Raw genomic sequence first — 20099 nt, forward strand, 5'->3', positions numbered from 1 at the left:
GATGCATTCCCACGCAGAGCGTGGGAACGATCAGTGTCAAATGTTCTGGCGATCCCCCTTCGGATCGAAGAACACCGAAGAAACAATCTCCGCCTCGATCACGCTGCCATCGGCCAGCGGTGCAAACACCCGCTCGCCGAGGCGCTTCAGACCGCCCTTGACCACGCCCATGGCAAACGAATAACCGAGGGAGTTGTGTGCGTAGCTGGAGGTCACGTGGCCGACCATGGTCATCGGAATGGTCTGCTTGGTGTTGAACACCAGTTGCGCACCTTCCGGCAGCCACACGTTCGGATCGATCGGCTTCAGACCGACCAGTTGCTTGCGCTGATCCTTCACGCAGTCTTCACGGTTCATCCCACGCTGACCGATCCACGAGAACGGTTTGGTGCGACCGACGCACCAGCCCATGTTCAGGTCGTCCGGAGTCATCGAGCCGTCCGTATCCTGACCGACAATGATGAAACCCTTCTCGGCACGCAGGACGTGCATGGTTTCAGTGCCGTATGGGGTCAGGTTGTACTGTTTGCCCGCCTCGACGATTTTCTCCAGCACGCCCATCGCATAGTCGGCCTGCACGTTGACTTCGTACGACAGCTCACCGGTGAACGAGATGCGGAACACCCGCGCCGGCACGCCTCCGACCAGACCTTCTTTCCAGGTCATGAACGGGAACGCTTCGTTGCTCAAATCAATGTCAGTCACAGCACTGAGCAGCTTGCGGCTGTTCGGCCCGGACAGGGTCATGGTCGCCCAGTGGTCGGTGACGGAGGTGAAGTAGACCTTCATGTCCGGCCATTCGGTCTGGTGGTACAGCTCCAGCCACTGCAGCACGCGCGCCGCGCCGCCGGTGGTGGTGGTCATGACGAAATGGTTGTCCGCCAGGCATGCCGTGACACCGTCGTCGAAGACCATGCCATCTTCTTTGCACATCAAACCGTAGCGGGCCTTGCCCACGTCGAGCTTGGTCCAGGCGTTGGTGTATACGCGGTTGAGGAACTCGCGGGCATCCGGGCCTTGAATGTCGATCTTGCCGAGGGTCGAGGCGTCGAGCAGGCCGACGCTGTCGCGCACGGCTTTGCATTCGCGCTTCACCGCGGCATGCAGGTCTTCGCCGTTTTTCGGGAAGTACCAAGGACGTTTCCACTGACCGACGTCTTCAAACTCGGCGCCGTTCTTCACATGCCAGGCATGCAGTGCGGTGTGACGCACCGGCTCGAAGATGTGCCCACAGTGACGACCGGCCACGGCGCCGAAAGTCACCGGCGTGTAGTTCGGACGGAACATCGTGGTGCCCATCTGCGGGATGGTCACGTTCAGCGAGCGGGCCGCGATGGCCAGACCGTTGACGTTGCCGAGCTTGCCCTGATCAGTGCCGAAGCCCAGCGCGGTGTAGCGTTTGACGTGCTCGACCGACTCGAAACCTTCGCGGGTGGCCAGTTCGATGGCGGCGGCAGTCACGTCGTTTTGCAGGTCGACGAATTGCTTCGGCGCCCGTGCGGTGTTCTTTTCATGCGGCACCTGGAACAGCGCCAGCGTCGGTTCTTCGTGACGGCTCAGGGCTTTCGGCAGCACGCCTTCGACGGTCTGGAAACCGGCTTCAGCGGCAGCGCGCACGCCACCTTCAAAACCATCAGCCAGCGAATCACCGAGACCGTAAACACCGTTGATACCACCGACGCACACGCGTTTCTGCGGTGCTTCGCCCGGTACGAAACCGAGGATGTCTTCGCGCCAGGTCGGCTTGCCACCGAGGTGCGAAGCCAAGTGGACAACCGGGCTGTAACCACCGGAACTGGCGATCACGTCGCAATCGAGCCATTCGCCAGGACTGGTCACCGAATGGGCTTTGACATCAATCGCGGCAACGCGAGCAGCGGTGACGCGCTTGCTGCCACGGGCTTCAATCACAGCGCTGCCAGTGAGAATCCGGATGCCTTTGGCGCGGGCTTCTTCGACCAATGCACCACGCGGATTGCTACGGGCATCGGCAATGGCGACTACTTGCAGACTGGCGTCGAGCCAATCCAGAGCAACGCGGTAGGCGTGATCGTTGTTGGTCGACAGCACCAGCTTCTTGCCCGGTGCTACGCCGTAGCGGCGCACGTAAGTCGACACCGCACCGGCAAGCATGTTGCCCGGCACATCGTTGTTGCCGTAGACCAGTGGACGCTCGCAAGCACCGGTCGCCAGCACGACACGCTTGGCGCGGACCCGGTGAATACGCTGACGCACCTGACCGATGGGCGCACGGTCGCCGAGGTGATCGGTGAGGCGTTCGTGAATGGTCAGGAAGTTGTGGTCGTGGTAACCGTTGACCGTGGCGCGCGGCAACAGCAGCACGTCCGGGGTGTTCTTCAGTTCAGTGATGACGCTGGCGACCCAGTCCATCGCCGGTTTGCCATCGAGGCTTTCGCGCGAGTCGAGCAGGCTGCCACCGAACTCTTCCTGCTCATCGGCAAGAATCACTCGGGCACCGCTGCGCGCAGCGGCCAGGGCAGCGGCGAGACCGGCCGGGCCAGCGCCGACGATCAGTACGTCGCAGTGCTGGTTCATGTAGTCGTAGGTGTCCGGATCGACTTCGGTCGGCGAACGGCCAAGACCGGCGGCCTTGCGAATGTACTTCTCGTAGGTCATCCAGAACGATTGCGGGTACATGAAGGTTTTGTAGTAGAAACCCGGCGGCATCAGCTTGCCGCCGACCTTGCCGAGAATGCCCATCATGTCGTTGTTGACGCTCGGCCAGCCGTTGGTGCTGGTCGCGACCAGACCTTGATACAGCGCCTGTTGCGTGGCGCGCACGTTGGGGATCTGCGTAGCTTCGGTCGCGCCGATCTGCAGCACCGCGTTCGGCTCTTCGGCACCGGCGGCGAAAATCCCGCGAGGACGCGAGTACTTGAAGCTGCGGCCAATGATATCGACGCCGTTGGCGATCAGCGCGGCGGCCAACGAGTCACCCTCGAAGCCTTTGTAGCTCTGACCGTTGAAAGTGAAGCTCAGCACTTTGTTGCGGTCGATCCGTCCACCGTTGGACAGGCGATTGGTCTGGCTCATACCTTCTCTCCCAGCGCCGTCGTGGCTGTTTTCGCCGTATCAGCCTTGTCGGTGAATTGCGGCTTGGTGCCGATCTTGTAGGTCTCGAGAATCTCGTAGGTCACGGTGTCGCGGGTGACGTTGAAGTACTGGCGGCAACCGGCGACGTGATCCCACAGTTCGTGGTGCAGTCCGCGCGGGTTATCGCGGAAGAACATGTAGTCGCCCCACTCCTCGTCGGTGCAGGCGCCTGGATCGAGCGGGCGCGGAATGTGCGCCTGACCGGATGCGTGGAATTCCTCTTCGGAGCGCAGTTCGCCGCAGTGAGGACAGAAGATATGCAACATGGGGATTTCTCCTGTTAGTGGGCAACCGCAGCAGCGCCGTGTTCATCGATCAACGCACCGTTGTGGAAACGGTCGATGGAGAAAGGTGCGGCCAACGGGTGCATTTCACCCTTGGCCAGACTCGCGGCAAACACGTTGCCCGAGCCAGGAGTCGCTTTGAAACCACCGGTGCCCCAACCGCAGTTGAAGAACATGTTCGGCACCGGGGTTTTCGAAATGATCGGGCACGCATCCGGCGTGGTGTCGACGATGCCGCCCCACTGGCGGTTCATGCGTACGCGCGACAACACCGGGAACATCTCGACGATGGCTTGAATCGTGTGTTCGATCACCGGGTACGAACCGCGCTGGCCGTAGCCGTTGTAGCCGTCGATACCGGCGCCGATCACCAGGTCGCCCTTGTCGGACTGGCTGATGTAACCGTGTACGGCGTTGGACATGATCACGCTGTCGATAATCGGCTTGATCGGCTCGGACACCAGCGCTTGCAGCGGATGGGATTCGATCGGCAGACGGAAACCAGCGAGTTTGGCCATGTGCCCGGAGTTACCGGCCGTGACCACGCCGACGCGCTTGGCGCCGATAAAGCCTTTATTGGTTTCAACACCGATGCACACGCCGTTTTCCTTGCGGAAACCGATCACTTCGGTCTGCTGGATCAAGTCCACGCCGAGGGCGTCGGCGGCACGGGCAAAGCCCCACGCCACGGCATCGTGACGGGCGACGCCGCCGCGACGTTGAACGGTCGCGCCCAACACTGGGTAGCGGGTGTTTTTCGAGCAGTCGAGGTACGGAATCTCGTCAGCCACTTGCTGGGCGTTGAGCAGTTCGCCATCGACGCCGTTGAGGCGGTTGGCGCTGACCCGACGCTCGGAATCACGGATGTCCTGCAGGGTGTGGCACAGGTTGTAGACGCCACGCTGGGAGAACATCACGTTGTAGTTGAGGTCCTGCGACAGGCCTTCCCACAATTTCATCGCGTGTTCGTAGAGGTGCGCCGACTCGTCCCACAGGTAGTTGGAGCGAACGATGGTGGTGTTGCGCGCGGTGTTACCGCCGCCCAGCCAGCCTTTCTCGACCACGGCGACGTTGGTGATGCCGTGTTCTTTCGCCAGATAGTAGGCAGTCGCCAGACCGTGCCCGCCGCCGCCGACGATGACCACGTCGTAGACTTTCTTCGGCGTTGGCGTGCGCCACATGCGCTGCCAGTTTTCGTGGTGGCTGAGGGAGTGTTTGAAGAGGCCGAAGCCCGAATAGCGTTGCATAGTCAGTTACTCCAGAACACTCAGCGATAAACCGGGAAGTCTGCGCACAGGGCCGACACTTGCTGGGCAACATTGGCCTCGACATCGGCATCGCCGAGGTTGTCGAGGATGTCGCAAATCCAGCCAGCCAACACTTCGCACTGGGTCACCTTGAAACCGCGAGTAGTAACCGCCGGGGTGCCGATGCGCAGGCCCGAGGTCACGAACGGCGATTGCGGGTCGTTCGGCACGGCGTTCTTGTTGACGGTGATGTGCGCACGGCCAAGGGCGGCGTCGGCGTCTTTGCCGGTCAGGCCCTGACGGATCAGGCTGACCAGGAACAAATGGTTGTCGGTGCCGCCGGACACTACATCGTAGCCACGTTTGATAAACACGCTGGCCATCGCCTTAGCGTTGTCGATCACTTGTTGCTGATAAGCCTTGAAGCCCGGCTCCAGCGCTTCCTTGAAGCACACGGCTTTACCGGCGATGACGTGCATCAGCGGGCCGCCCTGAGCGCCGGGGAAAACGGCAGCGTTGAGCTTCTTCTCGATCTCTTCGTTGGACTTGGCCAGGATCAAGCCGCCACGTGGACCGCGCAGGGTTTTGTGCGTGGTGGTGGTGACCACGTCGGCGTACGGCAGCGGGTTCGGGTACAGACCGGCGGCGACCAGACCGGCAACGTGGGCCATGTCGACGAACAGCAGCGCGCCGACCTTGTCAGCGATCTGACGGAAGCGCGGGAAGTCGAGGGTCTTCGAGTAAGCTGAGAAACCGGCGACGATCATTTTCGGCTTGGACTCGACGGCGAGACGCTCGACTTCGTCGTAATCGATCAGACCGGTGTCGGTGTTGATGCCGTACTGCACAGCGTTGTAGAGCTTGCCCGAGGACGACACTTTCGCGCCGTGGGTCAGGTGACCACCGTGGGCCAGGCTCATGCCGAGGATGGTGTCGCCCGGCTGGATCAGCGCCAGGTACACCGCGCTGTTAGCGGACGAACCGGAGTGCGGCTGGACGTTGGCGTAATCGGCGCCGAACAGTTGCTTGGCGCGTTCGATGGCCAGCGCTTCGACTTTATCGACGTGCTCGCAGCCACCGTAGTAGCGCTTGCCCGGATAGCCTTCGGCGTATTTGTTGGTCAGGCCGCTGCCTTGCGCTTCCATTACGCGTTTGCTGGTGTAGTTCTCCGACGCGATCAGCTCGATGTGATCTTCCTGACGTTGCTCCTCGGCATTCATCGCCGCCAACAGTGCATCGTCGTAACCCTGGATCTGGTCTTGCTTGCTGAACATCGCGTCTCTCCCAGCGGCATCTGTGCGCCATTCGTCTCGGTAAGGCACTGGCAATGAAGGCAGTGCCCTTTGATGCCGATGGTATGACCGGCGCAGACAGCTCAAATGCCTGCGCGCGCCACGCAAAGGTGCGTTTACGACATGCCTGGAAATGGCTTATTCGAAACGCCGTAGATCCCCTGTGGGAGCGAGCCTGCTCGCGAAAGCGGTCTGTCAGCCAACTTCTATGTTGGATGTGCCGGCCTCTTCGCGAGCAGGCTCGCTCCCACAGGGGTCAGGTGCATGCCGTGCGAACCACGAGCAGCAGGAGGAAATGTGCGGGATAGAGCGCGTACGCCCAGCGCCGCATCGGCGCTGGCTGGAGATGTCGCACATGTCGCAACAGGAACATTCCGAGCATGGGCGCAAGCAGACACGTGGCAATGCCAAGGATCGCGACGCTACTGCCGAACCTCGCCGAGTCATACAGCACCTGCCATTGATTCGCTGCGAGACAAATCAAACCCGGCAGCAAGCAGAAGTACCACGGGCGGCGAAACACCAGCAGCATCGCCAGCGGCAACAAAACACCGAAGAAGCCGAACATCAGCCGTTCCGGGAAAACTATCGCCAGCACCAGCGCAGCAACGCCCAGCAATCGCGACATGATCGAGGGATCCTGCCACCCCCGCGCCACCAGCAAGCCCAACGTCAGCGTCGGCATCACGTTCAACGTACCGGGCTCTGGAATGTACAACCGATAGGGAATTTCACTCACCACACTGAACAGCAACAACCACCCCAGATAGCGCCATTCCATCCTCCGCGAACCATCGCGCGAAAGATTCGCCGCCATCGCCAGACAAAACCACGGAAACGCCAGCCGCCCCGGCACATACAGCCAATCGGCGGAGAACCCGACATATCGCAGGTGATCGAGCAACATGCTCAGCAGTGCCAGCCACTTGAGCAGATCCAGCGCGCCGTCGCGTTTGCTCAGGTGCATAATCGTCCTACAAACTGGTAATTTCCTGTACGTGACATCCCGTGTGCTCCCCGGAAGATCTTCGGTAAAGTGCGCACCCTCATTGACCACGAGCCTTCACAAGAGTCTCGACCACGGAAGCCGGCCATGACCGACAAGAGCCAACAATTCGCCAGCGACAACTATTCCGGAATCTGCCCTGAAGCCTGGGCTGCAATGGAACAGGCCAACCACGGCCACCAGCGCGCGTATGGCGACGATGAATGGACCGCACGCGCGTCCGATCATTTCCGCAAACTGTTCGAAACCGACTGCGAAGTGTTCTTCGCCTTCAACGGCACCGCCGCCAACTCGCTGGCCCTGTCGTCGCTGTGCCAGAGTTACCACAGCGTGATCTGCTCGGAAACCGCCCACGTCGAAACCGACGAATGCGGCGCCCCGGAATTCTTCTCCAACGGTTCGAAACTGCTGATCGCCGGCACTGAAAACGGCAAGATCACCCCGCAATCGATCCGCGAAGTCGCGCTCAAGCGCCAGGACATTCACTACCCGAAACCGCGTGTGGTTACCCTGACCCAAGCCACCGAAGTCGGCAGCGTCTACACCCCGGAAGAAGTCCGCGCCATCAGCGCCACTTGCAAGGAACTGGGCTTGCACCTGCACATGGACGGCGCGCGTTTCTCCAACGCCTGCGCCTTCCTCGGCTGCTCGCCAGCCGATCTGACCTGGAAGGCCGGTGTTGACGTGCTGTGTTTTGGCGGCACGAAAAACGGCATGGCCGTGGGTGAAGCGATCCTGTTCTTCAACCACAAACTGGCCGAAGACTTCGATTACCGCTGCAAACAGGCCGGGCAACTGGCGTCGAAAATGCGTTTCCTCTCGGCACCGTGGGTCGGCATCCTCGAAAACGACGCCTGGCTGGAATACGCCCGCCACGCCAACCACTGCGCGCAATTGCTGGCCGAACTGGTCAGCGACATTCCGGGCGTCGAACTGATGTTCCCGGTGCAGGCCAACGGCGTGTTCCTGCAACTCTCGGAACCGGCCATCGCCGCGCTGACCGCGAAGAACTGGCGCTTCTACACCTTCATCGGCAAGGGCGGCGCACGCTTCATGTGCTCGTGGGACACCGAAGAAGAACGCGTCCGCGAACTCGCCCGCGACATCCGCGAAGTCATGTCCGCCTGATAGCCCCATCCCCTGTGGGAGCGAGCCTGCTCGCGAAGAGGCCGTGTCAAACAACACAGATGTTGAATGACACACCGCTTTCGCGAGCAGGCTCGCTCCCACAAAAACTCGCCCACTCAGCCCTCCTAGTTCGCACCTGAAGACTTGGTCTACATTGTCTGTCGAGCCCTTCGCTCACATAACAATAAGCAGGAGCATCGGCATGTCGTTACAAGGCAAAACCCTGTTCATCACCGGCGCCAGCCGTGGCATTGGCCGTGAGATTGCGCTGCGCGCCGCAAGGGACGGGGCGAATATCGTCATTGCGGCGAAAAGCGCCGAAGCCCACGCCAAACTGCCCGGCACCATCCACAGCGTCGCCGCCGAAGTCGAAGCCGCGGGCGGCAAGGCCCTCGCGTTGCGGGTAGATGTGCGTGATGAAGACGCCGTGCGTCAGGCACTCGCGCAGGCCAACGAGCATTTCGGCGGCATCGATGCGCTGGTGAACAACGCCGGGGCGATCAAGTTGACGGGTGTGCAACACATCGAACTCAAGCGTTTCGACCTGATGCACCAGATCAACACCCGCGCAGTGCTGCTGTGCAGCCAGGCCGCCCTGCCCTATCTGAAAAAAACCTCGGGGCACATTCTCAACCTGTCGCCACCGCTGAATCTGGCGAGCAAGTGGTTTGCGCAGTTCAGCCCGTACACCGTGACCAAGTACGGCATGAGCATGTTGACGCTGGGGATGAATGAGGAATTTGCGAGTTATGGGATCAGCGTCAATTCATTGTGGCCGCAGACGATGATTGCCACGGCGGCGATTGAGTTTCAGTTGGGCAATCGGGAGTCGTTCAAGCAGGCGCGCCTACCTTCGATCATGGCGGATGCGGCGCATGTGATTCTGGATAGCAGCGAGCGGCAGATCACTGGGCGGTTGTTGATTGATGAGGAGGTTTTGCGGGAGAGCGGTGTGACGGAGTTCGGTCAATATCGCTTTGATCGAGAAAGCGACGCGGCACTAATGCCGGATTTGTTTATCGACTGAAAAGCCCCTCACCCTAGCCCTCTCCCAGAGGGAGAGGGGACTGATTGGGGTATATTCGAGAATTACGCCGACGTGAAACTGCTTTGCCGAATCCATAATCGATAAGGTCGTTCAGGTCGATGCAGAACGCCAGACACCTCGGTCGGCCCTCTCCCGGAGGGAGAGGGGACTGATTGGGGGATGCTTGAGGAATACGCCGACCTGAATCTGCTTTGCCGAATCCATAATCGATAAGGTCGTTCAGGTCGATGCAGAACGCCAGACACCTCGGTCGGCCCCCTCTCCCTCTGGGAGAGGGCTGGGGTGAGGGGCAAGCCATACGCAAAAAATCGCCCACTCAGAAATCGATACGGACGTCGCCTTTAGGCACACTGCAGCACGACAAGATAAACCCTTCAGCCTCGTCGTCCTCGGTAATCCCGCCGTTGTGCTCCATCTCCACTTCCCCCCCCAGCTTGAGCACCTTGCACGTCCCGCAAATCCCCATCCCGCAAGCTTTCGGAATCATCAAGCCAAGCTTGGCCGCCGCCGCATGCACCGTCTCGCCCGGTGCCACACGAATGCTCTTGCCCGACGAGGTGAATTCGACCTGATGCAGATCCGCCGCATCGATTTCTGGCGCATCCGCAGCCTGCTCGGCCTGTTCCACCGCATCAGCACGCGCTTCCGGCGGCGTGGCACCGAACGATTCCTCGTGATAACGCGACATGTCGTACCCGGCCACTTCCAGCAACCGCTTGACCGCATTCATGTACGGCGTCGGGCCGCAGCAGAACACTTCGCGCTCAAGGAAGTCCGGCACCATCAGCTCAAGCATCTTGTGATTCAGGTAACCGCGATACCCGGCCCATGGCTCACCCAAGCCATGCTTCTCGCAAATCAGGTGCAGGCTGAAGTTGTCGATCCGCGACGCCATGTGTTCCAGCTCGCGGTGGTAAATGATGTCCTTCGGCGAGCGCGCGCTGTGGATAAAGGTCATGTCGACGTTGGCGTTGGTGTCGTAAAACCAGCGCGCCATCGACATGCACGGCGTGATCCCCACGCCGCCGCTGAGATAAAGCACTTTCGGACTCGGGAAGTCGATTGCATTAAACAGCCCGACCGGCCCGTGCACCGCCAACTCTTGCCCCTCGTGAAGCGTGTCGTGCAGCCAGTTGGAAACCTTGCCGCCCGGCACGCGCTTGATCGTCACCGAAAAGCTGTACGGCACCGACGGCGAACTGGAAATCGTGTACGAGCGCATGATCGGCTGGCCTTCGATTTCCAGCTCCAGGGTCACAAACTGCCCGGGCTTGAAGAAGAACAGGATCGGCTGGTCGGCCATGAAACAGAAGGTGCGCACGTCCCAGGTTTCCTGGATGACTTTGACGCAACGGACGATGTGTCGGCCATTGGCCCAGGTCTGGGTGGTGACCGGATTCAGGAAGCTGTTGGACATGCTGTTCTCCACGGCCGACTGTCGGCCTCATGTCGGCGATTCTGCGTATAGCGCGAACCGCCCGTTTACCTATCCGCGACATTGACATACTTATCGCGACCAGCCCCCAACCACCGGGGGTTGCGCGTCGGGAACAGATTGCACCATGTCGCCCATGGATAAGGTTGCGCCCTGCGCCGGGCCCACACTCGCCCCAACACCAAGACAGCTTCTTTACACCTTGCGTAGCAACCGTTAGCAACACACCTGATCAGCCACTATTCGCCGGCCACGCAGATGGCCATGAGGATCACATCGATGGACGTCACCGCAAAAATCAGCCTGGGCGATCCGCTGGAACCCGCACGCAAGGCCACCGCACAAATGCTCCAGGAGCGCGAGCGCACCTTTTCACTGCCACAGCCGTTCTATAGCGATGAACGGCTGTTCGATATCGACATGCAGGAGATCTTCCAGAAAGAGTGGTTGATCGCTGGCATGACCTGCGAAATCCCGGCCAAGGGCAACTACCTGACCCTGCAGATCGGCAAAAACCCGATCATCGTCATTCGTGGCGCCGAGGGTGTGGTGCATGCGTTCCACAACGTCTGCCGCCACCGTGGCTCGCGCCTGTGCACCAGTGAAAAAGGCAAGGTCGCCAAACTGGTCTGTCATTACCACCAATGGACCTACGAGCTGGACGGTCGCCTGCTATTCGCTGGCACCGAGATGGGCGCCGACTTCGACATGAAGCAGTACGGCCTGAAACCGGTGAACGTGAAGACTGCCGGCGGTTACATCTTCATCAGCCTGGCCGAGAACCCGCCGGCCATTGATGACTTCCTGTCTACGCTGAACCACTACATGGAACCGTACGACATGGAGAACACCAAGGTGGCGATCACCACCACCTTGATGGAGAAGGCCAACTGGAAACTGGTGCTGGAAAACAACCGCGAGTGCTACCACTGCAACGCGTCGCACCCGGAACTGCTGAAAACCCTGCTGGAATGGGACGACGTCACCGACCCGCGCGCCGATCAGGCGTTCAAGGATCACGTCGCCGCCTCCGCTGCTGCCTGGGAAGCCGAAAAGATCCCCTACGCCCATGCCAGTTTCGGCCTGCGCAACCGCATCGTGCGCATGCCGCTGCTCAAAGGCACCGTGTCGATGACCCTCGACGGCAAGCAGGGCTGCGCGAAACTGATGGGCCGCATCAAAAACCCGGACCTCGGCTCGATGCGCATCCTGCACCTGCCGCATTCGTGGAACCACTGCATGGGCGATCACATCATCGTCTTCACCGTGTGGCCGATCAGCGCGCAGGAAACCATGGTCACCACCAAGTGGATCGTGCACAAGGATGCGGTTGAAGGCGTGGATTACGACGTCGAGCGTATGCGTCAGGTGTGGGATGCGACCAACGATCAGGATCGTCGTCTGGCGGAAGAGAACCAGCGCGGGATCAATTCGACGGCGTATCAGCCTGGGCCTTATTCGAAGACTTATGAGTTTGGCGTGGTCAACTTCGTCGACTGGTACAGCGAGCGCTTGCTGAACAACCTTGGGGCCGAGCCTGCGCCCTACCTCAAAGGTGTCCCCGTTCAGGGCTGATGTCTTCTGCTTGATCGTTCCCACGCTCTGCGTGGGAATGCCTCAACGGACGCTCCGCGTTCGGCCTTTGGGACGCAGAGCGTCCCGGGCTGCATTCCCACGCGGAGCGTGGGAACGATCAGTCAGTACGATGACCACCTCACCGATCCATCCTCACCAATAAACTCCTCAAAAATCTCCTCACCCACCAACCGGATCTTCGCGTACCCGTTCAACACCCGCAGCGGATACGCCGGGTCGTTGGCATCCTGCGTCTCCGACCACAACACCCGCGAGTGCCCGTTCAGCTCACTGGAATTGCCGTAGGGAATCGCCCCGTGCCCGGCGCAACGTGCCTGCAAACCACCCTGCTGCGCATAAACAATGCCGTTGTGCAGATGTCCCCAATACCAGTAATCCGGTTCCCGCCCCAGCGCATCGCACACCGGTTGATACAGCGCGGTCTTGTTGTGCCCGGAGATATCGAAGCCTTGATGATGGCTGAGCACCATGATTTTTTTTCGTTTCGGCAGACCTTTCATCCACTCGATCTGCGGCTCGTTCAAGGTGCCGTCCATGTACAGATTCATCGCATCCGACGCATAGGCAGAATCCAGCCCGACCACCAGCCAGTCATCGTTGATCAAGGCGAAATAGCTGGTGCCCTGCTGCCCTGGAAAACGCTTGGCCAGTTCCTTGAAATAACCGTGGGCGCCGCTGTACATCTCGTGGTTGGAGTTGAGGGTGAATGAGCCATGGGTGCCCATTGGCCAACCGGCCATGTCGACGTCTTCCTGTGAATGGCTGCCGGCGTAATACACATCGCCCAGGTGAATGGTGAAATCGGCCTGGGCCAGTTGCATCTGATTGGCCACCGACACCGCTGGCGCATGGCTGTCGAACGGCCCGGTGCCCCAGTCGCCAGCAATCGCCAGGGTTACGTCGCGATCCATCTGCACTACGGCCGGATCAGTGCCAAACGTCGCGTGATGGCGCAGGTTCTCGATCCACTTCAGCAGCGCTTCGCTCCATAACAAATCAAGCAGTTCCCACTTGCGACAACCCAGCAGCGTGCCGTCCTTCAGCACGCGGGTCGCCAGTTGATCGGGCGATTGCGGCAGCGGCGTGGCATTGCCGATGCGCAGGATCGACAAGCCATGGGACAACTCCCACGGCACGGCGGGTTCGTCGTCCGGCAACTCGCCGTTTTTCAGCACGTACTGCGCCTGATCATGCCCGCGCTGCAGCAACTTGATGATCGCCTGAAACTCCTGCGGCTCCAGCTCGCTGATGAGTTTCATCCAGGCCATTTCCATTCGCGTGAACAAGCCGTGAATGCGCACTTTGACCTTGTCGTACTCGTGTTCCCAATGACTGACCAGTGACATGGCGTAATCCTCTCTCCGTAAGGTTCACAGGGTTTTCATGAATTCGATCAGCGCCCGCTTGTCGTCGTCCGACAGCGTCGTGCCGTACAGGTGGCCCGTGTTGTGGTTGCCCTCCAGACGCGTGTCGTATTTGAAGTCGGCCGAGGCTTTGGCCTGGGCGCCGCTGGTGACGAAACCGACGTTGACCGGGTCGTAGATGTCCGAGCCGGTGATGAACGTCTGCGGACGTTTTTCCGCTGGTTGCAGCAAGTCCCACAGCGTCGGCACCGAGCCGTTGTGCAGGTACGGCGCACGCAGCCAGACACCGTCGGTGGGCGTGTTGCTGTAGCTCTGGGTCTTGCGGTAGGCGCCGAAATCGAACGGTGGCTTTTTGAAGGAGTGGAACGCGGCCACCAAACCTGTGGTGAAAGAGTCGAGCCGATGGGGATCGGTGCCGAGCTGGTCGATATTGGTCGTGACCTGTCCCGTGTCGGCGCGGCCGAAGTCATGACACGCGGCGCAGTTGGCCGCCCAGATCGGCTTGCCCTGCGCGACTTTCGCTTGATCCAGCGTCCACGGCCACACGGGCGCCTTGTGCCCGAGCAGCCAGTTGGTCACGCGGTTGAAGCTGGGCGGCAATACCGATTCCGGCGTCGCGCCCACGGCCATTGCGGCGGCGTAGTTGCGTTCGTGGATCTTGTTGTTATTGCCGTCCCAGTGCAGGTACATCGATTCCCGCGGTTTCTGGTTCCACACCTGCGGCAGATCGACGGTGCCGATGGTCGAGTCATCCGGGAAGCCGAACACCACCATTTTCGTCGGGTTGAAGGTGTCGGTGCGCCCCGGGCCCTGTTGCGGACGCAGCTTCTGCCAGGCGTAGGCCTGTTTCTGCTTGAGCAATGCGCTTTTGGCCATCGGCATGATCAGATAGCGGTTGTAGAGTTTTTCGAAGAAGCCCAACTGGAATTTGCTGTTGATCGCCGCCATCACCGCGTCGGTGGTGAATTTCGGATCGCTGGCGCAATCGTAGGCAAACCACTGGAAGGCTTGCAGTTGCAGGGTGTTGGCCGGTGCACTCGGGACATTGACGGCGACGTCGCTGGCATTGGCGCGGTAAGAGCCGGTGTGGCACAGCGCGCAGTTTGGCTCTACCGTCGGGTAACCGATCTGCCGCTTGGCCATGCCGATCGGCAGGTCCTTGCCGTTTTCAAAGAGGAAACCGAAAACCTCCCAGCCACCGGGTTTGGGCATTTTCTCCGGACACATCTGCGGCAGCACGGCGAACAGGTAATACGGGATGCGCGCTTCGATGCCGAGACCGATGGCGGCGTATTTGTAGTGGTCTTCGTCGGAAGCATATTCCTGCTCAGGAACGACGCGAAGCATCTGATACCAGGTTTCGTAACCGATGAAACCGAGCACCGTGACCACCACCAGCGTGCCGATCTTGAAGGCGTGGCTCTGCCATTGTCGCTGCCACGCCGCGCGCCATTCGCGCCAACCATCGCAGAGCAACGCCCACGGCCGATTTTCCGGCGTGGTGCCGAGGTAGAGCAGAATGCCGAGGATCAAAAAGAAGCTCAGATCGCCCATCAGCATCGGCACGAACACCGAGCCCTGGATGCTGGTGTTGATCAGGTAGATCCAGAAGATCACCGCGATCAGCCGCGTCAGCACACACAACCAGGAATGCACCACGTAGCGCGGTGCGTTGAAACCCGACGGCATGTAAAACACGCTGATGCCGACCAGCAGCATGCCGGCGTTTTCCAGCCATGGGTCGGAGAGTTGCGGCGGCAGCCCGACCACCGATGTCAGCAACCCCGGCGCGAACAGCGCGGGGATGGCAAACACCATGTTCATCGCAATGCCGATCCAGATGAAGCGTTGAAACCAGCGGATGTAGCTGTCCATATCAGTTCCCCAGATCGTTCCCACGCTCCGCGTGGGAATGCCGCCATGGACGCTCTGCGTCCGCTCTTGGGACGCAGAGCGTCCCGGGATGCGTTCCCACGCGGAGCGTGGGAACGATCAACGATCGGCGGTTACCCGAGGGCAGTTTTCTCCAGGTGTTCAAGGATGATCGGGTAGACGTCGACCACCGCGTTCTTGCCGAACATGCAGTCGATGTGGCCGTAACCCGGCACTACTTGGCGGCTGTAGCGGTCCGGCCCGTGCATGTCGCACAAACGCTGGTAGGTCTTGAGGGTGCTTTCCGGCAGGTAGCACTGGTTGTCGGCGCCGCTGATAAAACAGATCGGCATGGTCAGCCGGTCAAAGTGCGGCATGTACACATCGTTGCCTTTGAAATCCACCAGATGCCCTTTGCGCACGATCAGGGCCAGGTGCTCGAAGGTCTCGATGTTCGACTCGCCGAACAACTCGTGCAGGTTGTCGTGCAGGGTTTCGTTGAGGGTGTCGTGGCGATACAGCGAGGCGTACATGAAGGTGATGCGATGGCACACCGGATTGGTGCAATAACCCTGTGCCTCGATCCGTGCGTAGCCGTTGAGGGCCTTGTCGTAGAGTTTGTTGAACCAGTTCTCCTTGCTGTCGGCGTAAGCGGTCATCGACTTGATGCCAATCGCATCGAGCATCCCCGGCAAGTGCAACCCGGCCTTCAACCCCGTTGCGGTCGCGACCACGGTGTCCGCAGCAATCTGCGAGCACACCACCGAGCGCACGCCCTGCAAACCGGCGAGCAGTGACATGAAAAATGTCGTCGCACCATAGCAATGCACTACGCATTGCACGTCTTTGGCGTTGGTCTCCTGCTGAATCTGCGCGATGGCAGCCTTGAAGTCGTACTGGGCAATCTGATCGCCGTTCCATTCCTTCTTGCTCGCCGGCAGCAAAATGCTCACACGGAAATCCAGCAGCCAGACGTCGTAATCGTGCTTGCACAGGTATTCCAGCAGGTTGGTCTGAATGGTGTCGGTGGAAAAGATATTCGAGCCCACGCCCAAGCCATGCACCAGCATCACCGGGCCTTTGCTCCCGGCCTGATAACGGGTCAGACGCAACTCGACACCGTCCTCGGTAGGGAAGAAATGCACCGCTGGCGTCGGCGCATCCAGCGGTCTTTTCAACCGTGGCGGCGCGTCGGGGTTGAAATAGATATCGCCGGCAAACACGCCGCCGTAACTTTCCCAGAGAATCCCGGCGAAGAACTTGCCGAAGCGCGCCAGCCCTTCGATACGTTCACGCTCGTTGCGCGCATTGAGCACCTTCATGGTGGTCATCTGCTTGGCGAAATCGGTCGGATGGATGTGCATCACCCCGGAGCCGATCACCTCGCCGGTCTTGTCCGGGCCGCGATACAAGGTCACATAAAGAGTGCTGGTGTCGTGCCAGATGTTCAGCACGCCGTTATCTTCCGGCACGGTTTTGAAGGCGCTGAAGAAATAGTCGCAGCCGTCCTCGGCGGTCAGTTTCATGTCGTACTTCATGTGCCGTGTATCGACCTGTTGCTCGAACTGCTCGAACAGGTTGAACACGCCGTTGCTGGCGGTCAGCGGCTGTGATGACAGCGCTGGGGCGATGACGGTGCCAACGATGGTCGCTGCGTGTTCCGGCTCCTTGATCATGCGATTGAGGTCGTTGGCGGTGATGGTCAGGGTGAAGTCGATCGGCGAGTTATCCGCCTCGCCGCGCTTGGCCGCCGCTTCGTAGACTTTCAGATCGGTGCTCTGCGCCGCAGTGAAGGCCCGGGAGAAATAGCCCTTCATGGTTTCGGTGAACTGCACGCCAAGGGTTGGCGGCGCCACCGGTTTGCGTGGCGCCGACGGCAGTGTGTAGTCGATCTGCCAGCCACGGTCGGCAGCGAGCAGGCCCATGTTGCGTTCACTCACGGCAGAAATGGTCAGCAGCGGATTGACCGCCAGCGACGTCGGAATCACTGCGCCATCGGTCACGTACAAGTTGGCGTACACATCGGTGCCACTGGCGCCGCTGAAAACCTGGCCCTTGTGATTGACCACGCCTTGCGCCGCATCTTCGCCCATCACGCAACCGCCCAACGGGTGCACCGAGACGATGCTGTGCTTGAGCAGCTTGGTCCAGATCGGGTTCTCCACCCAGACCCCGCCCAACGCTTTGGTGCTCTGGTGCAGACGCTGGTTGCCGAGTTTGAAGTTCTCCTGCTCGCCAACGCCGGGCCAATCAATGCGCAGTTGATCCTTGTTGTCGAGGACCATGCGCCCCTGGCCGCTGTCGTGGCTCATGATCAGGTAGGTCTGCATGTTGTGCAGTGCGCCGTAATACGGGCCGCGCAGGAAGCTTTCGGCTTCGCGCTCCTTGTATTTCACCTTGGCGCTGAAGCTGTCGTCGCTAGCCACGCCGATCATCTCGGCGAATCCCGCCATGCTCGGCACCATCGGCCGGCCAAGCGCGCCGGGGATCGAACCTTCCTCGATGACCATGCGACTGCGCCAGTCGCCTTCGGTGCGCATGTCGATGACCGAGGTGATGCACGGGCCGACCGGATGCAGTTCCTTGGCCGGGTGCGCGCCGAAACCGATGCCATTGATGACCTGTTCGCAGTTGTGGCCGAAGCCGAGGATGTCGCCGTTGCCGCTCATGTTCTCGCCGAGCTGGGCGGACATCACCACACCTTTGTCGCGCGTGCGCAGAAGAATTTCCGTGGAGCCGAGGGTGCCGGCGGAGACCACGACGATGTCAGCCTTCACGAACAGCGTCGGCGCGCTGAACATCTCACGGCCACTGTCCAAATATTGGAAATGCACGATCCAGCCATCACCGTCGCGCTCCAGATGCCGCACCTCGGCCTGACAGAAAATCTCCGTGCCATGGTTCCAGGCGTCCGGCAGATAGTTCATCAGCGTGGTGTTCTTGGCCTTGTTGTTACAGCCCGACACGCAGTCGCCGCACTGGTTGCACGGCAGTTGCTCGACACCGACGTGGTTGAGGTTGTTCGGCAGTTTGTCGAAGGTCACGTTGATCGGCGGCTTGTAGAAATGCGCACCCTGCTGGAGGTAATCCGCCGACTTCTTGTTGGCGTCTAGCTTGGGCAGGTTCGGCGCAGTGCTCGGATAAGGATTGGGTTTGAGCATCTCGCGGGCGCGGGCATAACCGTCCTTGAGCAACGTGTCGCGGTGTTCACGCACCGCTTGCGGCCAGCGTGGGTCATCGAACACGCCTGGCTCCGGCTCAAGGGCCACGTTGGCATTGATCAGCGACGTGCCGCCGAGGCCGCAACCGACCACGACGTTTTGCTGGGCGTTGACGTGCAGATCGAACAGACCGGTACGCGAGCCGATATGGCCGTCCGGGTCATGCACCTGCAGTTCTTCGGTGGCGGCGATCATGGTGTTGGGGTATTCGCCGGGTTGGATTTCCCGACCGCGTTCGAGCAGGCACACACGTTTGCCGGCACGGGACAGGCGCGAGGCAGCAATGCCGCCGCCGTAGCCTGAACCAATGACAATCACATCGTAGTGTTCCTTGATCTCGCTGATGGGCGTTGCGATCCGTGTCATGAGGTGCATCCTCTAATCAGGCAGATGGGGCAACTCTGCGGTTGCCTGCAATCAATGGGCGAACGGGCACCTGGCCTCCGGATCAAGTCCGGCGACAGCACAGCGGTCTGGCGGGTGGGGCGCGCTACAGGCGAGCGTGCTGATTGGCGGCGCGTCGTAGCGTGCGCTTGCGTGGCGAGGGCGGGGGGCGGTGCGGCTGACTATCCATCATGCGTTCTCCCAGAACCTGATGTGGATAAGTGACGGCTGTCCTTGTGCCATTGCAGTGAAGACAGCGCTGGAATCGAAGTCAAGGCAGCGCCTTAGAACTGTATGAAATCTGATCAATTGCCGTTTGGACTATGACGGGCGGGGCTCACGGGATTTGACGAACAAGTTATCCACATAGCCACCCACAGCAAATGGGGGTAACTGTGGATGACTCGGAAAATAACTGGCTGATTTGTGAAGAAAAAGCGTGACTTATCCAGAAGGGCGATCTGGAAGACGCATTGGTTGTTTTTTGATCACATCCTTGAAAGCCACGGTTTTAATGGCTTGTAGCGGATGGCAAACACGTTATCCACAGAAGCGCCAACAGAGTTCGGGGGTAACTTTGCATCTGCTGTGGAAAAGCGCTGAAGACTGCGAAAAATCGGGGGTTTCGGAAGATTCATCCGGTTAAAAGTACAAATTGATCATTTATTAATCAACTCTCTGAAAGCCACGGTTTGTATGGGCTTCAGCGGATAGCGAACATCTTATCCACAGAAGCGCCAACAGAGATTGGGGGCAACTTATTAAGTTATCCTGCCGAAAAAGCGCCGAAAATCCGTGACTTAGGCTGGTTGTTTTTTGAACGGAGGGCTGTAGGGCTTGATTGGCGTGGGGTCTAGAGAAGGGCGAACACGTTATCCACAGATCCGCCAACAGGGATTGTGGGTAAAGCTACCCTCATCGGAACGCCGCCCGCCCAGCCCTCTCCCAAAGGGAGAGGGGGCCGACCGCATCGCCTATGCAAGCTCCACCGACCTGAACGAACATTGTGATCTCAGGCTTGGCCAAACCAAGGTCACCGCGCAGTCGCAGGTCGATGTAATTAGCCAATACCACTCGGTAGGTCCCCTCTCCCTCCGGGAGAGGGCTA

12 protein-coding genes and 1 pseudogene are annotated in these 20099 nt (G+C 60.1%); 4 read left to right on the top strand and 9 right to left on the bottom strand.

Features of this window, described 5'->3' with window-relative positions:
- Nucleotides 1-36: 36 nt before the first annotated feature.
- The 5 genes from L8H52_RS29000 to L8H52_RS29020 all read right to left on the bottom strand — a co-directional run bounded on the left by L8H52_RS29000 (nucleotide 37) and on the right by L8H52_RS29020 (nucleotide 6904).
- Nucleotides 37-3054, bottom strand: a complete 3018-nt coding sequence (locus L8H52_RS29000; RefSeq protein ID WP_242209917.1) for a sarcosine oxidase subunit alpha — start codon at nucleotides 3052-3054, stop codon at nucleotides 37-39.
- On the bottom strand, nucleotides 3051-3380 hold the full coding sequence (locus L8H52_RS29005) for a sarcosine oxidase subunit delta (RefSeq protein ID WP_016986286.1): 330 nt from the start codon (nucleotides 3378-3380) through the stop codon (nucleotides 3051-3053). Before L8H52_RS29005 ends, L8H52_RS29000 begins: the two co-directional genes overlap by 4 nt.
- Nucleotides 3381-3394: 14 nt before the next feature.
- The gene (locus L8H52_RS29010; RefSeq protein ID WP_095187127.1) at nucleotides 3395-4645 is read right to left on the bottom strand and encodes a sarcosine oxidase subunit beta; all 1251 of its coding nucleotides are present in this window, start codon (nucleotides 4643-4645) and stop codon (nucleotides 3395-3397) included.
- 20 nt (nucleotides 4646-4665) lie between these two features.
- Nucleotides 4666-5919: a serine hydroxymethyltransferase gene (locus tag L8H52_RS29015; RefSeq protein ID WP_242209915.1), complete on the bottom strand. Its 1254-nt coding sequence runs from the start codon at nucleotides 5917-5919 to the stop codon at nucleotides 4666-4668.
- A 274-nt stretch (nucleotides 5920-6193) separates the two neighbouring features.
- The gene (locus tag L8H52_RS29020; protein WP_242209913.1) at nucleotides 6194-6904 is read right to left on the bottom strand and encodes a TraX family protein; all 711 of its coding nucleotides are present in this window, start codon (nucleotides 6902-6904) and stop codon (nucleotides 6194-6196) included.
- A 126-nt stretch (nucleotides 6905-7030) separates the two neighbouring features.
- On the opposite strand from L8H52_RS29020, the gene L8H52_RS29025 reads away from it, so the two are divergent.
- From L8H52_RS29025 to L8H52_RS29035, 3 genes and pseudogenes are all read left to right on the top strand, one after another.
- Nucleotides 7031-8071 (top strand): low specificity L-threonine aldolase, encoded by a 1041-nt coding sequence (locus L8H52_RS29025; protein WP_242209912.1) that lies wholly within the window; start codon nucleotides 7031-7033, stop codon nucleotides 8069-8071.
- A pseudogene (locus tag L8H52_RS29030) lies at nucleotides 8068-8175 on the top strand (metal ABC transporter ATP-binding protein); the annotation flags it as partial. The gene L8H52_RS29025 and the pseudogene L8H52_RS29030, both read left to right, overlap by 4 nt.
- 98 nt (nucleotides 8176-8273) lie before the next feature.
- Nucleotides 8274-9098, top strand: a complete 825-nt coding sequence (locus L8H52_RS29035) for an NAD(P)-dependent oxidoreductase (RefSeq protein WP_242209911.1) — start codon at nucleotides 8274-8276, stop codon at nucleotides 9096-9098.
- A 337-nt stretch (nucleotides 9099-9435) separates the two neighbouring features.
- On the opposite strand, the gene gbcB is transcribed toward L8H52_RS29035, so the two are convergent.
- A complete protein-coding gene (gene gbcB / locus L8H52_RS29040; RefSeq protein ID WP_007911227.1) occupies nucleotides 9436-10536 on the bottom strand; it encodes a glycine-betaine demethylase subunit GbcB in 1101 nt (366 codons plus the stop codon).
- Between the two features lie 297 nt (nucleotides 10537-10833).
- On the opposite strand from gbcB, the gene gbcA reads away from it, so the two are divergent.
- The gene (gbcA, locus tag L8H52_RS29045; RefSeq protein WP_008083155.1) at nucleotides 10834-12129 is read left to right on the top strand and encodes a glycine-betaine demethylase subunit GbcA; all 1296 of its coding nucleotides are present in this window, start codon (nucleotides 10834-10836) and stop codon (nucleotides 12127-12129) included.
- Between the two features lie 122 nt (nucleotides 12130-12251).
- On the opposite strand, the gene L8H52_RS29050 is transcribed toward gbcA, so the two are convergent.
- From L8H52_RS29050 to L8H52_RS29060, 3 genes are all read right to left on the bottom strand, one after another.
- Nucleotides 12252-13496: a metallophosphoesterase gene (locus tag L8H52_RS29050; protein WP_242209910.1), complete on the bottom strand. Its 1245-nt coding sequence runs from the start codon at nucleotides 13494-13496 to the stop codon at nucleotides 12252-12254.
- A 24-nt stretch (nucleotides 13497-13520) separates the two neighbouring features.
- Entirely contained in the window at nucleotides 13521-15389 is a 1869-nt protein-coding gene (locus L8H52_RS29055; RefSeq protein ID WP_242209909.1) for a hypothetical protein, read from the bottom strand.
- 131 nt (nucleotides 15390-15520) lie between these two features.
- Nucleotides 15521-18973 (bottom strand): alpha/beta fold hydrolase, encoded by a 3453-nt coding sequence (locus L8H52_RS29060; RefSeq protein ID WP_242209908.1) that lies wholly within the window; start codon nucleotides 18971-18973, stop codon nucleotides 15521-15523.
- Nucleotides 18974-20099: the final 1126 nt, after the last annotated feature.

The sequence above is a fragment of the Pseudomonas sp. CROZ-RG-20F-R04-15 genome (genome assembly GCF_022662375.1).
Classification (GTDB): domain Bacteria; phylum Pseudomonadota; class Gammaproteobacteria; order Pseudomonadales; family Pseudomonadaceae; genus Aquipseudomonas.